Source organism: Thalassospira sp. MIT1004 (genome assembly GCF_001858545.1).
In the GTDB taxonomy this organism is placed as follows: Bacteria; Pseudomonadota; Alphaproteobacteria; order Rhodospirillales; family Thalassospiraceae; genus Thalassospira; species Thalassospira xiamenensis.
Genome location: NZ_MCAO01000011.1, coordinates 421,061 through 433,945, shown reverse-complemented (window position 1 = coordinate 433,945; position 12,885 = coordinate 421,061). Strand labels below are relative to the sequence as shown.

The 12,885-nt window shown below is 55.4% G+C and carries 12 protein-coding genes and 1 riboswitch; of the genes, 5 read left to right on the top strand and 7 right to left on the bottom strand.

The window, feature by feature from the left end:
* Nucleotides 1-61: 61 nt before the first annotated feature.
* Nucleotides 62-1,060, bottom strand: coding sequence for a tRNA dihydrouridine(16) synthase DusC (locus BC440_RS06735; RefSeq protein WP_063094388.1), 999 nt, complete (start codon nucleotides 1,058-1,060; stop codon nucleotides 62-64).
* A gap of 230 nt (nucleotides 1,061-1,290) precedes the next feature.
* Between BC440_RS06735 and BC440_RS23095 the strand changes: the two genes are divergently transcribed.
* Nucleotides 1,291-1,446 carry a hypothetical protein gene (locus BC440_RS23095; RefSeq protein WP_156487991.1) on the top strand — a complete coding sequence of 52 codons (156 nt, stop codon included), beginning with the start codon at nucleotides 1,291-1,293 and terminating at the stop codon, nucleotides 1,444-1,446.
* A 298-nt stretch (nucleotides 1,447-1,744) separates the two neighbouring features.
* Nucleotides 1,745-1,900 (top strand): hypothetical protein, encoded by a 156-nt coding sequence (locus BC440_RS23090; RefSeq protein ID WP_156487990.1) that lies wholly within the window; start codon nucleotides 1,745-1,747, stop codon nucleotides 1,898-1,900.
* A 55-nt stretch (nucleotides 1,901-1,955) separates the two neighbouring features.
* On the opposite strand, the gene BC440_RS06730 is transcribed toward BC440_RS23090, so the two are convergent.
* The 5 genes from BC440_RS06730 to BC440_RS06710 form a co-directional block, all read right to left on the bottom strand.
* Entirely contained in the window at nucleotides 1,956-2,423 is a 468-nt protein-coding gene (locus BC440_RS06730; RefSeq protein WP_063094266.1) for a DUF2269 domain-containing protein, read from the bottom strand.
* Nucleotides 2,420-3,724, bottom strand: a complete 1,305-nt coding sequence (locus tag BC440_RS06725; protein ID WP_065702158.1) for an SDR family oxidoreductase — start codon at nucleotides 3,722-3,724, stop codon at nucleotides 2,420-2,422. Before BC440_RS06725 ends, BC440_RS06730 begins: the two co-directional genes overlap by 4 nt.
* Before the next feature lie 103 nt (nucleotides 3,725-3,827).
* A complete protein-coding gene (gene meaB / locus BC440_RS06720; protein WP_082822628.1) occupies nucleotides 3,828-4,913 on the bottom strand; it encodes a methylmalonyl Co-A mutase-associated GTPase MeaB in 1,086 nt (361 codons plus the stop codon).
* A 16-nt stretch (nucleotides 4,914-4,929) separates the two neighbouring features.
* On the bottom strand, nucleotides 4,930-7,086 hold the full coding sequence (scpA, locus tag BC440_RS06715; protein WP_063094269.1) for a methylmalonyl-CoA mutase: 2,157 nt from the start codon (nucleotides 7,084-7,086) through the stop codon (nucleotides 4,930-4,932).
* A 2-nt stretch (nucleotides 7,087-7,088) separates the two neighbouring features.
* Nucleotides 7,089-9,152: a methylmalonyl-CoA mutase family protein gene (locus tag BC440_RS06710; RefSeq protein WP_063094271.1), complete on the bottom strand. Its 2,064-nt coding sequence runs from the start codon at nucleotides 9,150-9,152 to the stop codon at nucleotides 7,089-7,091.
* A 114-nt stretch (nucleotides 9,153-9,266) separates the two neighbouring features.
* Nucleotides 9,267-9,367, bottom strand: a riboswitch (cobalamin riboswitch).
* Nucleotides 9,368-9,679: 312 nt separating this feature from the next.
* Between BC440_RS06710 and BC440_RS06705 the strand changes: the two genes are divergently transcribed.
* Nucleotides 9,680-10,102 (top strand): response regulator, encoded by a 423-nt coding sequence (locus tag BC440_RS06705; RefSeq protein WP_007091698.1) that lies wholly within the window; start codon nucleotides 9,680-9,682, stop codon nucleotides 10,100-10,102.
* 126 nt (nucleotides 10,103-10,228) lie between these two features.
* Here the strand turns inward: BC440_RS06705 and phhA are convergent, their stop codons facing one another.
* Nucleotides 10,229-11,119 carry a phenylalanine 4-monooxygenase gene (phhA, locus tag BC440_RS06700; RefSeq protein WP_063094273.1) on the bottom strand — a complete coding sequence of 297 codons (891 nt, stop codon included), beginning with the start codon at nucleotides 11,117-11,119 and terminating at the stop codon, nucleotides 10,229-10,231.
* A 142-nt stretch (nucleotides 11,120-11,261) separates the two neighbouring features.
* Here phhA and BC440_RS06695 point away from each other — a divergent pair, with 142 nt between their 5' ends.
* Together BC440_RS06695 and BC440_RS06690 are read left to right on the top strand one after the other, a co-directional pair.
* Entirely contained in the window at nucleotides 11,262-11,747 is a 486-nt protein-coding gene (locus tag BC440_RS06695) for an Lrp/AsnC family transcriptional regulator (protein ID WP_063094275.1), read from the top strand.
* A gap of 111 nt (nucleotides 11,748-11,858) precedes the next feature.
* Nucleotides 11,859-12,881 (top strand): asparaginase, encoded by a 1,023-nt coding sequence (locus BC440_RS06690; protein WP_063094277.1) that lies wholly within the window; start codon nucleotides 11,859-11,861, stop codon nucleotides 12,879-12,881.
* The last annotated feature ends 4 nt before the right edge of the window (nucleotides 12,882-12,885 follow it).

The following is a 12,885-nucleotide window of genomic DNA, read 5'->3' as shown; positions in this document are numbered from 1 at the left end:
CCGGAAATGACAAAGGCAGCCAACCATGCTGCCTTTTCTTTTGATTGTCTGTCTTTACCGGCTATTCGGCGGCAATCGGAACATTTGGCCGCTGATTTTCCGGGTTATCGCGGTCTATGGTCAGTTTGGCGCGAAGCTCGTGAATGTCGCGAATGCGCTTGATCTCGTCAAAGCAATCGGCGGCCTGTTCATGCCCCTTGCGGATCATCGCCACCCATTGCTTGATGCGCCCGGCCTGATGGTTTTCGGTAGTGTCATCGGCATTCATCAGATCGATATAGGTCAAAAGCATCGTCAGGACATCGGACCAGCTTTGCTTTTCAAGATTCTGACCGGTCTCAAACGCCTTGATCCGATTGGCGATATCCGGGGCGGCAATCGCCCCGCGGCCCAGCATGAAGGATGTGCAGCCGGAAATATCCCGGCATTTCGCGTAATCCTCGACCGTCCAGATTTCGCCATTGGCCGTCATCGGGATTGAAATGGCGTCGCGGATGCGCGCCAGATATTCCCAATGTGCGGGTGGTTTATATCCTTCCAGCTTGGTGCGCGCATGCACTGTCAGGTGCTGGGCACCGGCGGCCTCAACCGCGCACGAATTGTCCAGAAACAGTTCCTTGTCGGCATAACCCAGACGGATTTTTGCACTGACCGGGATATGATCGGGAACCGCCCGGCGCACGGCCGAAACAATGTTAAAAAGGTTGTCGGGGCATTTCAAAAGCGATGCACCGGCTTCGCGTTTATTCACCGTTTTGGACGGGCAGCCGAAATTGATATCGATCCCCGGCGCGCCAAGGGATGCGACAAAGGCGGCATTTTCCCCCATCAGTTCGGGATCATGCCCCATCAACTGCACCAGAACCGGCGTGCCCGATGCCGTTTTGCCGCCCTGAAGCAATTCGGGGCAGTAACGGTAAAACACATGGGCCGGAAACAGGTTTTGCGACACACGGATAAACTCGGTCACGCACAGGTCAAACCCGCCCGTCGCGCTCAGCAACTGCCGAACGCGCCAGTCGACCAGTCCTTCCATTGGTGCAAGCACCAGATGCGTCATGTGCCGATTATCCCGTTTCATGAAATCAAGTGCGCGGCTTTTAACACAAACCGCAACATCATGCCGGTCAAAAATCACAGATCAGGTTTGCCCTGCCAACAGCAGGATCGGCGAATTAAGGCCAATTTGGCTTATTTCCGACAAGGTTTCAGCGAATTTCCCGCCCACCTTCATAAGGTCAATCACAATAAAACGACCCGAACGAATGGTTCGGGCAGGAGAGTGTGGAAATGCTGTATGTCATCGAAAGTGCGCTGGACGAAGTCGAAGCCGTATCGCGCGATGCCCGTGAAAAACTGTCACGTCTTGAAACCGTGATGAAATCAACGGCGCAAAATCTGAAAATCCTCAAAGACAAACTCGAACAGCCTGCCACCAACGGCTAGCCTGCCGGTCTTTTTTCACCAGACATTGTCTTGTATCCCTGTTTCTTTACCCCTGTTTTGGGTAGAATAACTTGCGGGTCCGGCATACGATCCGGGCGGCTCATTGGTGCGCACTAAAACGGGTGCGCCACCCATAAGCCGTTGACCCGGTTTGACCGGATTGTTGATCAGGATCATGGGGACTGATAGCAAACCGGGCTATGACAGCGGCGATTATGACAGGCCGAATTGCGGCCTGCTTAAGACAAAGAGATTTCGAGCTGTCATATAACCGGCAGCCAATAACGGAGGACAGAATTTGCTTTATATCATCGAAAAAGCTTTGAACGAGATCGAAGCCATGCCGCGTGACAAGCGTGAAGACCTGGCGCATCTCGACACCGAAATCAATGAAGCCGTCGAAAAGCTGAAAATTCTTAAGGCAAAACTCGAAGCAGCTGGCGAAAAGAAATAAGACCTGCTGCGATGAGCTATCCGATCAAAGGTCGCGCTTTTGCGCGGCCTTTTTATCAGAAAGAAGGCTTGGTCAGCATAAGCCAAATGATCGCCAGAACCGCGAAAAATGCGGGAAACCCAAAGGCGAACCAAACGCGATAAAGACGGCGATAGGCTGGTTGTAAGGGAATTTGTTCGGAATCTGCAATTCTTGCCAAATCACGGAGTTTGATTTGAATCCAGACGACAGGAAGCCAGAATAGCCCGACAAACACGTATAATCCCAAAGACAGCGCAATCCACCCTTCGCTCGGCTCCCAGCCAACGAGCTGCGTCAGGATATAACCCGAAATGGGTTGGGCGACTGCTGCTGTTGCGGTGAAAATACCATCTGCCAGAACAACAGTGCCAGCTGTATGCGCGATGAATGCGGGATTTCCTGAACGGTTTGAAATCACGAAGAAGAAAGCTATTCCCGCACCGGTTCCAAACAGAACAAACGCCCCGATAACGTGCAGGAACAAAACGATTTCGTAAATCATCTTTCGTTTAGAACCGCCAGTGTGATCATGGAAAGGGCAATCCCCGGAAATACTTTTATCATGGGTCCCATTGGATCAAGCCAAAGGTCGGGTGCTATAACGATACTGCCAAACACGTAACACAGCGATAAACCTATCATTGCAAGGCAGGCGCTTTTGCAGGTCCTTTTTGCAAGGGCGCATAGGCCAAGCAAAAGGTCGGCGACTGAACCGCCAAAAACAAACAGGTGCGCAAGGGAAGGTTCAACGCCACGCGAAATCAGCAGGTTTTGCGCATTTTGCTGCGCATAAAACCCGATCAAGCCTGACGAAATCCAAAACAGTGACAAGATCGCGATAGAAAAAGGAACCAACAGATAGATACGAGAAAACCAGCGTTCCTGAATGGTTGCAGGCATCGTATCAAGTACCTGTTCAAGGGGTTGGCATGGCCTGCCACCATTTGAAATCCACGAACTCGAATTGCCTGTGATGCCTGTATCGAGTACGGCAAGAGCATTGCTACGCAGCGGGGATCGCCAGCCAAACCACCCCAGAATATCGGCAAACGCGCCAATGGCTTTTAACAGGAAGGGCGGAAAATCAAAACGGTATCGCCAGTCCGGGAAGCCGAGCCATTTGCGGATTCTTGTCTTCAATTGATCAAACGCATAACACTCGTCCGCTGTAATATCGGTCAGCAGTTTTGGCCGTATTGATCCTGACGCTGCCTGAACCACGGCATCTGCAACATCGTCAACAGAGACGATTTGAACCGGGACTTCAGGAAAGATGCGCATATTGACGATGGGAAATGCCGATGCTGCGCGTAGAAGTGCCGTGCCGCCATATGCGTCACGAGCGATCACCAGACTGGGGCGCAACACATACCATTCCAGTTTGGATTGCATGATGATCTGGTCGCCGCGGGCTTTGGTGCGCATGAAATCTGTTGATGCCTGAATGTCTGCACCAACGGCTGATATCTGAATGAATTTTTTGCCAGAATCTCCAATCGCTTCCGTGATTCTGGCAATGGATGTTTCATGAATCGCAATCAGGTTGTCACGCGCGCCATTTTGCAGTGCGCCTGCGGCATTGACGATGATGTCGGCATTGGACAGCAATTCCCGCCAATCTTGGGTGCTGGCAGTGGAAATATTGATTTCTCGCCATTCTATCGCCGGATTGGATTGCTTTCCCTTGTCTATCGACCGGCCAATTCCAACAACGGAAAAGCCGTCTCTTACAAGGGCTCTGATACAGGCGGAACCGATCAGGCCATAACCGCCAAGCACGTATACAGTCTTTTGTGATTGCATCAGTGTCTTCATACAAATGAAATCATGCGGAGTGTGTTAAGCGTTTCTTTTACACGCGGGGCGATTTGAAGGCACTGAAATAAATGACTAATTGCCGACTATTTCAAGCATGTGGTGTCTTGATCAGCCCAAGCATTTCCTCGACCGCGGCGGTCGGGTTGGTTGACCCGGCCAGAACATCGGCTTCTAGGGCTTTGAGGCGTCCGGCGACATCTTCGCGGGCGGTAAAGGTTTCAAGCAAACGGTCACGCAGCATGGTCCACATCCAGTCGCGTTGCTGACGCGCCCGTTTCGCAGTGAACTCGCCTTCGTTTTCCATGATGGTGCGGTGCTGGTTGATCAAATCCCAGACCTGATCAAGGCCGTCATTGATCAGGGCGGAAACCATGATCGATTGCGGTCGCCAATGATGGCTGCTGGGTTGCAGGATGCGAAGGGCGGATGAATATTCGCGTTTGGCTTCGCGGGCCTTGGCCGGGTCTGCATCGGCCTTGTTGACCGCGATCAGATCGGCGATTTCAAGAACGCCTTTCTTGATCCCCTGCAATTCGTCCCCGGCACCGGGCAGCATCAGGACCAGAAAGAAATCGGTCATCTGGGCGACCATGGTTTCGCTTTGACCGGCCCCGACGGTTTCGACCAGAACCACGTCAAAACCGGCCGCCTCGCACAGCAAAATGGTTTCGCGGGTCATGCGATTGACCCCGCCGAGATAGCCGCTGCTGGGCGATGGGCGGATATAGGCATTCGGATCGATTGAAAGTTCATTCATCCGGGTCTTGTCACCCAGGATCGAACCACCTGACCGCGCACTTGTCGGGTCAACCGCCAGCACGGCGACCTTTTTCCCCGCCTTGGTCAGGTTTTTGCCAAAGGCCTCGATAAAGGTGGATTTGCCGACACCCGGCACACCGGTAATGCCGATCCGCTGTGATCCGCCGGTATGGGGCATCAGGCGCGAAAGAACGTCCTGCGCCTGATCAAAATGTCTGGCATTGCGGCTTTCGACCAGCGTGATCGCGCGTGACAGAATGGTGCGGTCGCCAGCCAGAATGCCATCGACAATCTCGTCGGTTGAAAGAACCCGCCTGCGCACCGTTTTGCGGGGCTGGCCCTTGGGGCCGCCCGATACGGTGCGCAGTGTTTCCGGTGCATTTTGGGGCGCACTCTTTGGCGCGGTTTCTGTCACGATCTCGCCTTCACAATCAGGCCGCTTCCTCGGACGTTGATTCCTTCAGCTTTTCTAACAGGTCACAGGCCGCTTCGGCAATCACGGTTCCGGGCGGGAAAATCGCCTCTGCCCCGGCTTCGTAAAGTTTGTCAAAGTCCTGCGGTGGGATAACACCACCGGCAACGATCATGATGTCTTCGCGGCCAAGCTTGTCCAACTCCGCACGAAGCTGCGGCACAAGTGTCAGGTGACCGGCGGCAAGAGAACTGGCACCGACGATATGGACATCGTTTTCAACCGCCTGCCGGGCGGCTTCTTCGGGTGTCTGGAACAGCGGGCCGATATCGACGTCAAAGCCAAGATCGGCAAAGGCGGTTGCGATGACTTTCTGGCCGCGGTCATGCCCGTCCTGCCCCATCTTGGCAATCAGGATGCGCGGGCGGCGGCCTTCGGATTGTTCGAACTCGTTTACCAGCCGGTCGACTTTGGCCAATGCTTCGTTATCGGCACCGACTTCGGTTTTATAGACCCCCGAAATCGACCGGATCACGGCTTGATGACGGCCATAAACCTTTTCAAGCGCGTCGGAAATCTCGCCCACCGTGCATTTCGACCGGGCGGCCTGCACGGCAAGATCAAGAAGGTTGCCATTCCCCTGATCGGCGGCATTGGTCAGGGCGGTAAGGGCGCTTTCAACATCCGCATTGTTGCGTTCGGCGCGCAGACGTTCCAGCTTGGCGATCTGCTGACGGCGGACCTCGGCGTTATCGACCTGCAAAACATCGACCGGGCGATCATCGGTCGCGCGGTATTTGTTCACGCCGACCAATGTCTGACGGCCGCTATCGATGCGGGCTTGCGTGCGGGCAGCTGCTTCTTCGATGCGCATTTTCGGAATGCCGGCTTCAATCGCCTTGGCCATGCCGCCCTGTTCTTCGACCTCAAGAATATGGGCCCATGCCTTTTCCGCCAGATCACGCGTCAGACGTTCAACATAATAGGACCCGCCCCACGGATCGATGACCTTGGTCGTGCCGCTTTCCTGTTGCAGGAAAAGCTGCGTGTTACGCGCAATGCGCGCCGAAAAATCGGTCGGCAGGGCCAATGCTTCGTCAAGGGCGTTGGTATGCAGCGACTGCGTGTGGCCTTGGGTTGATGCCATCGCCTCGACACAGGTGCGGATGACGTTGTTAAAGACATCCTGTGCTGTCAGTGACCAGCCCGATGTCTGGCTGTGCGTGCGCAATGAAAGCGATTTGGGGCTCTGCGGATCGAACTGTTTGATCAGCTTGGCCCAGATCATGCGGGCGGCGCGCATTTTGGCGATTTCCATAAAGAAATTCATGCCAATCGCCCAGAAGAACGACAGACGCGGCGCGAATTTATCAATCGGAAGACCAGCAGCCTGACCGGCACGGGCATATTCGATGCCATCGGCCAGGGTATAGGCCAGTTCAAGGTCCGCGGTCGCCCCGGCTTCCTGCATGTGGTAGCCGGAAATCGAGATCGAATTGAATTTCGGCATGTTTTGCGAGGTAAAGGCAAAGATGTCCGAAATGATCCGCATCGAGGGTTTCGGCGGATAGATATAGGTATTGCGGACCATGAATTCCTTCAGAATGTCATTCTGAATGGTGCCTGAAAGCTGTTCATGCTTCACACCCTGTTCTTCGGCAGCCGCGATATAAAGCGCCATCACCGGCAGAACCGCGCCATTCATGGTCATGGATACCGACATCTGATCGAGCGGAATGCCATCAAAAAGGGTCCGCATGTCATAGATGCTGTCAATTGCCACACCGGCCATGCCGACATCGCCGGTTACCCGCGGATGGTCGCTGTCATAGCCGCGATGGGTGGCAAGGTCGAAGGCAATCGACAGGCCCTTTTGCCCGGCGGCAAGGTTGCGGCGATAAAACGCGTTGGATTCTTCGGCGGTCGAAAAACCGGCATATTGCCGGATCGTCCAGGGTTGCTGGACATACATGGTCGGATAGGGGCCGCGCAGGAAGGGCGGCATGCCCGGCATGGTGTTGAGATGATCAAGCCCTGCCAGATCATCCGCGCCAAAGACGGCCTTGACATCAATGCCTTCGGGCGTGGTCCAGGGTGCTGTATTGACCGGGCTGGTCGGGCCGGAAGTTGCGCCATCAAACAGCGGCAGATCGGAAAAGTCCGGAATCCGGGTCATGGTTATTTTACCCCCAGATGTGAAAGGGCCGTCTCGCAGATCGCAAGAACATCCGCCCCGATAAATATGAAATCATCGATACCGGCCGCCTCGTAATCGGCCCTCGCATCGCCGGGATGCCCGGCAAGGTAAATGCGGGTCGCCTCGGCCTGTTTAAGGGCTTTGGCAATATCGGCGGCCATGTCGGCATATTGCGGGTCCGATCCGCAAATGACTGCGATTTTGGCACCACTTTCAACAAATGCCTTGGCGGTTTCGCTGGCATCGGCAAAGCCGTTATTGAGGATCGCCTCAATCCCGCCAGCTTCGAAGAAGTTTCGGGCAAACATGGCGCGCGCGGTATGTTTGGCAACCGGGCCCAGATTGGCCAGAAAGATTTGCGGAAATTTGCCGGTTGATGCCTTGTGGGCATCGGCACGATCCCGCAGGGTTTCGAAGCTTTCCGAAAGACGATGGGTTGGCAGCGGATCGATGGTTGTGCCCGCGGCCTTGCCATAAAGGGCTTCATACATCTGTGCGATGGTGGCACCGGATTTGGCCGCCGTGATCAGATCCTCAAGGCTGATGCCGATTGCATCCTTAAACCCGGTCTGGCGGGCTTTGGCTTCCTTGCGGATTGTCGTCAGGTCTTGCGCATCGCAGGTGACTTTGGCCTCTGTGATGTTGGGGAATTCCGACACCCCGGTCAGGGGATCGCGCCGGGTGGCAACGCGGTTTGCGCGGTTCTGCCAGATTTCCGAAATCTCTTTTTGCAGGGACCCGTCGGCAAGTGCCTTGATAATGCCGCCCTTGGCTTCAAGTGACTGGAACCGGCCCCAGGCATTGGATGCCAGTTCGCGGGTCAGGTTTTCGATGAACCATGAACCGCCTGCCGGGTCGATCACACGATGAACGTTGCTTTCTTCCTGCAGGATCAGTTGGGTGTTGCGCGCAATGCGGCGTGCAAAGCCATCAGACAGGCCGATCAGATGATCATAGGGCAGGCATATAACGCTATCGGCACCGCCCAGACCGGCGCTCAGGCTGGTGACGGTGGTGCGCAGCATATTGACCCACGGATCAACCTTCGACAGCGACATTTCGGCCGATATGGCATTGATCGTGATGGTGGCATCATCGACACCCGATGCCGAAAGAACCCGGCTCCACATCAGGCGAAGCGCGCGCAGCTTGGCAATCCCGGCAAAGAAATCGGTGCCAACCGCCACATTGAACGCAATCGCGCCTGCCGCCTGATCAATCACCATGCCGGTATCGGTCAGCGCGCGAAGGTAGGTCACACCACCTGCCAGCAGGTAGGCAAGTTCCTGCCCATCGGTTGCACCGGCATTATAGAACGGCGCGCCATTGACGGTGATGGCGGTGGCATGAGGAAAACGGTCGATCAGATCGGCGGCAATATCGGCGGCCTTTTTGATCGCATCATCGGCGGAAACCGGAAGGCACCCTGTTGCTGCCAATGTGCCAATCGGATCGATGTTAAAGGCTGGTGCGGCGTCGCTTGCAAAATCGTCATCCGCGTCGGCGCTGTTTTGCCCATCCTTTTCAAGGCGCGCGGCCAAAAGGGCGGCGGCCGGAATTGCGGCGGCACCGGCATCAAGTGCGACGGTGGCAAGGTTGGTATAGACATCGTCAAGTGTGGCATCGAGATCGGCAAGGCAGTGAATGGCAATGCCGTCAATGCCAGCATCGCCCGATGTGACATCCGCCCCCGTGCGTGCGGCGGCATCCAAGCGTAGCAGAACCGACGTTGCGCCGTTTTCCAGATCGTCGAGAATCGCGGCATTGACCGATTTGGGATCGGGATGGGCATGAAGCTGGCGGATGTCCCAGCCGCTGGCGGCGTCCTTGGCATCGACGGCGGCACACAGGACCTGATGGATCAGGCGGGTTGCGTCGTCCTGATCGTCGTTGGTGTAAAGCGGCTGCATCGCGAAACCGTCAAGCATCCTTGTGACCAGTTTCCTGTCAAAGGATGCGCCTTTCAGGCCGGATTCCGCCAGTTGACGCCAGCTTGCATAATCGGCGGCTGGAAACTCTGAGGCCAGCTTTAACGGGTCTGTCATGCTCTCTCCCGGTCGCGGTCGGATCTTTTCGGATCTGGGCCGATATCTATTTTACAACGGATTCCCTCCGCCCGGTACACCCCGCCCGGTCCGGCAGAAACAAGAGCCATCTTTCGGTATCTGGCTTATGCGCCGCCAAAAACGGCGCAGTTACAGTTGCGAGGGCAGCTTCGGCCTTGATCGCGGACATGCGCCGGACCGCACCGATATTCCCGAAAGAATGTTTCATATCGCATCTGCGACATGGCGGTGTTTATAGCACCCGCCCATAATTACGTAAATAGGCATGGAAATACCTATTTAGATCAATGTTGCGATCATCCATCAGCATTCCGTAACGTTATCCTTCTGAAAAGTGGTTGTTTTCTGCCAAGGACGAGATTGATGAACGGATATTCATGGCGTGCCGCTGCCATTATACTTTGGCCGGATTATGATGGTTTCTGGGAAAAATTGCGGGGTTTAACCAATTTGACATTTTCGTCTGCCAGATTGGCGCTGTCCCAAATCTCGGAGTATTGCCATCCATGAATGCGCTTAGCGCCGTGCCGCCCCGACCAATGAATGACGGTCTGGTGGTGTTTGCCGACGACAGCCCCAGCGCCAAGGCGGCTCTTGAAACCGTTTTGCGCCGTGCCGGCTATGACGTGGCAGGGTTTGACTGTGCCGACGATCTGATCGACCAGCTGGACGGTCTTTATCCGCGGGCGATCATTCTGGATCTTGAAATGCCCGGGATGAGCGGGTTTGAAGCCTTTTGCGAGATTCGACGCCGCTATCCGAATGCGGTTGAAGTGCCGGTTCTGTTCTTCTCGGCCCATTATGATGCCGATACGCGGGCCCAGGCCGATGCCCTTGGCGCGGCGGACTTTATCAGCAAGGATGCCAGCCCGATGGTGGTGATCGAGCAGCTTAACCGGGCGCTTGATAAATCCATGAGCCATTGCTGAACTATTTTTGGTAATCGTCCATATTTTTCATTTTCAGTGAAAAATCAAAAAATCGGGTCTTTTGGCAAAAAATGCCGTTGGACCCGATTTTTTGTATTCCTCATATCATACTATTTAAATGCCATCTCAGGCGTGGCGAAGTTGCGCCGGATCACCTGATGGCATGGTGATCGTGTGGTTTTCGTCCCCGTGGACATGATAAAGCTGATCACCGGCAAGTGTGACCGACGGATCAATCGCCGGGCGGTGGGTGAGGCGGTCATAGATGGCCGCAAAATCGGCATCCATCGCATCGAAAAGCTGCTGATAGTCGGTCAGCACGAAATAGGTTTTCTGGAAATCATCGATGGCATAGTCAGTTGCCATCACCCGTTCGAGGTCAAACGCCACCCGGTTGGGGGTTGGATCGGTGACGGAATAGATGGTTTCCGTTTGCGATGACAGCATGCCCGCGCCATAGGCGCGCAATCCGTGTTCGGTCATGATCAGGCCAAACTCGACCATGTACCAGTACATCCGGGCAAGTTTCTTGAGCCCGCCTTTGGCAATGGCTTCGGGGCCCTTGGCACCATAAGCCGCCAGATAATCGGCAAAGACCGGATCATAGAGCATCGGCACATGACCAAAGAAGTCATGGAAGATGTCGGGTTCGACGAGATAGTCGATTTCCTCGGGCTTGCGCAGCCAGACGGTCACCGGGAAACGCCGGTTGGCGAGATGATCGAAAAACACATCATCGGGCACCAGCCCCGGCACCGCGACAAGGTGCCAGCCGGTGGCGGCATGGAGCTTCTCACTAACCCGGCCGAAATGCGGAATTTCATCGGCGGCATCAAGTTTTTCAAGATTGCGGATGTAATCGGGGGCGGCATAGCCCGGCAGGATCGCCTTCTGGCGGGCATAAAGTTTCCGCCAAAGGTCATGTTCGGCGGCGGAATAGGATGCCCAGTCCTGGGCTACGGTGTAGTCATCATTGATGTGGCTGTAGTCGCCGCGCAGATTTTTGTTCTGGTCCATGACGGTCCTCGTTTGCTCCCTGATGAGATTTTCTGCACGGACCATTTTACATCAATTCAAATGTCATTTTCGCGCGATATAGGGATCAAAATGCGTTATGGTTGATCAGATGTGACCGCATAAACCATTTTGAGGGCGAAAAATGACCGATGTGCTGTTGAGCCCAACCGATATCAAAATCCTGCAAATCCTTCAGCACGACGCATCGATCAGCAATGTGCAGCTGGCCGAAAAGGTCGGCATGTCCCCATCGCCCTGCCTGCGCCGGGTCAAGCAGCTTGAGGCATCGGGCATCATCCGCCAGACGGTGGCGTTGCTGGACCGCAAGAAGGCAGGGCTTGGCGTGCTGGCAACCATTCAGGTCCGCCTGCAACGCCACACCGAAGAAGGGGCCGAGGATTTTGCCAAGGCGATGAACGACCTGCCGCAAATCATGTCCTGTTGGGCGATGACCGGGCGGCAGGATTTCCTTTTGGTCGCGCTGGCGCGCGATATTGAAAGCTTCGGGGATTTCGTGACGCACAAGCTGTTATCCATGCCCAATGTACGTGATGTGCAGTCAAGCCTTGTGCTGAAGGAATACAAGAACCAGACGGCCATTCCGGTTGGTCATCTGGCGGGTGGGTGATCGTTTTGATCGCGCTGCACCGCATCACGGGTGATGCTTGCTTTTTTGGGGTGATTTCGGGCATAGGTTTGATCCTGTTTTGAATGCGCCCCGGTCATGGAGAGCCCGAAGATGTCTGCCAATTCTGCCAACCAGATTGCTGCCAATCCGATTCTTGTCGAAGCCACGCGTGGCGGGATGGTCGAAAGTTTCCATCGCGGGCGGTATGTCGTGATGAAGGCCGATGGCACGGTGGTTGCCGAAGGGGGCGATATTGACGCGTTGATGTATCCGCGATCCGCGATCAAGCCGTTGCTGGCGATCCCGCTGCTTGAAAGCGGGGCGGCGGATGCCTTCGGGCTTGAGGACAAACATATCGCGCTGGCCTGTTCGTCGCATAATGGCGAGGAAGAACATGCCAAGACCGTTGCCGCATGGCTTGAGAAAATCGGATTATCCGTCGATACGCTGGCCTGTGCGCCGCATTATTCGCTAAGCCTGAATGCGGCGATCAAGCAGGCGTCTGATCATGTGAAGCTTTCAAAAGCGCATAACAATTGTTCGGGCAAGCATTGCGGGTTCCTGACGACCGCGCAGCATCTGGGCGATGATCCCGAAGGTTATATCGAGGAAGCCCATCCGGTTCAGCAGCGCCTGATCAGAATTCTGGAAGAAATGGGCGATTGCGATCTGTCGTCCACGCCACGCGGTATTGATGGATGCGGCATTCCGGTGATCGGGATGCGGTTGCGTGACCTTGGCCTTGCCATGGCGCGCATGGCTGATCCAAGCGGATTGGCACCGAAACGTATTGAAGCGATCAAACGCATCCGCAAGGGATGTGCGCAAGCCCCGTTCATGGTGGCGGGCACCGGGCGTTTTTGCACCGGGATCATGGAAGTGTGCGGCGAGGATGCGCTGGTCAAGGTCGGGGCCGAAGGCGTTTATTGCGCAGCATTCCCCAAACAGGGACTTGGCGTTGCGCTTAAGATCGATGATGGCACCCAGCGCGGGGCCGAGGTTGCGATGGGCGCGATATTGCGCCAGCATGGCGTGATTGACGATGCCCGTGCCGAGACGCTCAAGCAATATCTGACGCCGGTTCTGACCAACTGGGCGGGCAAATATGCCGGGGATTTGCGTCCGGCATTCTGATTTG

Excerpts from the sequence above, each read along its gene's own strand:
- BC440_RS06735 (WP_063094388.1), bottom strand. The coding sequence starts at position 1,060 with ATGACGCATCTGGTGCTTGCACCAATGGAAGGACTGGTCGACTGGCGC.
- BC440_RS23095 (WP_156487991.1), top strand. The coding sequence starts at position 1,291 with ATGCTGTATGTCATCGAAAGTGCGCTGGACGAAGTCGAAGCCGTATCG.
- BC440_RS06730 (WP_063094266.1), bottom strand. The coding sequence starts at position 2,423 with ATGATTTACGAAATCGTTTTGTTCCTGCACGTTATCGGGGCGTTTGTT.
- BC440_RS06725 (WP_065702158.1), bottom strand. The coding sequence starts at position 3,724 with ATGCAATCACAAAAGACTGTATACGTGCTTGGCGGTTATGGCCTGATC.
- scpA (WP_063094269.1), bottom strand. The coding sequence starts at position 7,086 with ATGACCCGGATTCCGGACTTTTCCGATCTGCCGCTGTTTGATGGCGCA.
- BC440_RS06710 (WP_063094271.1), bottom strand. The coding sequence starts at position 9,152 with ATGACAGACCCGTTAAAGCTGGCCTCAGAGTTTCCAGCCGCCGATTAT.
- BC440_RS06705 (WP_007091698.1), top strand. The coding sequence starts at position 9,680 with ATGAATGCGCTTAGCGCCGTGCCGCCCCGACCAATGAATGACGGTCTG.
- phhA (WP_063094273.1), bottom strand. The coding sequence starts at position 11,119 with ATGGACCAGAACAAAAATCTGCGCGGCGACTACAGCCACATCAATGAT.
- BC440_RS06695 (WP_063094275.1), top strand. The coding sequence starts at position 11,262 with ATGACCGATGTGCTGTTGAGCCCAACCGATATCAAAATCCTGCAAATC.
- BC440_RS06690 (WP_063094277.1), top strand. The coding sequence starts at position 11,859 with ATGTCTGCCAATTCTGCCAACCAGATTGCTGCCAATCCGATTCTTGTC.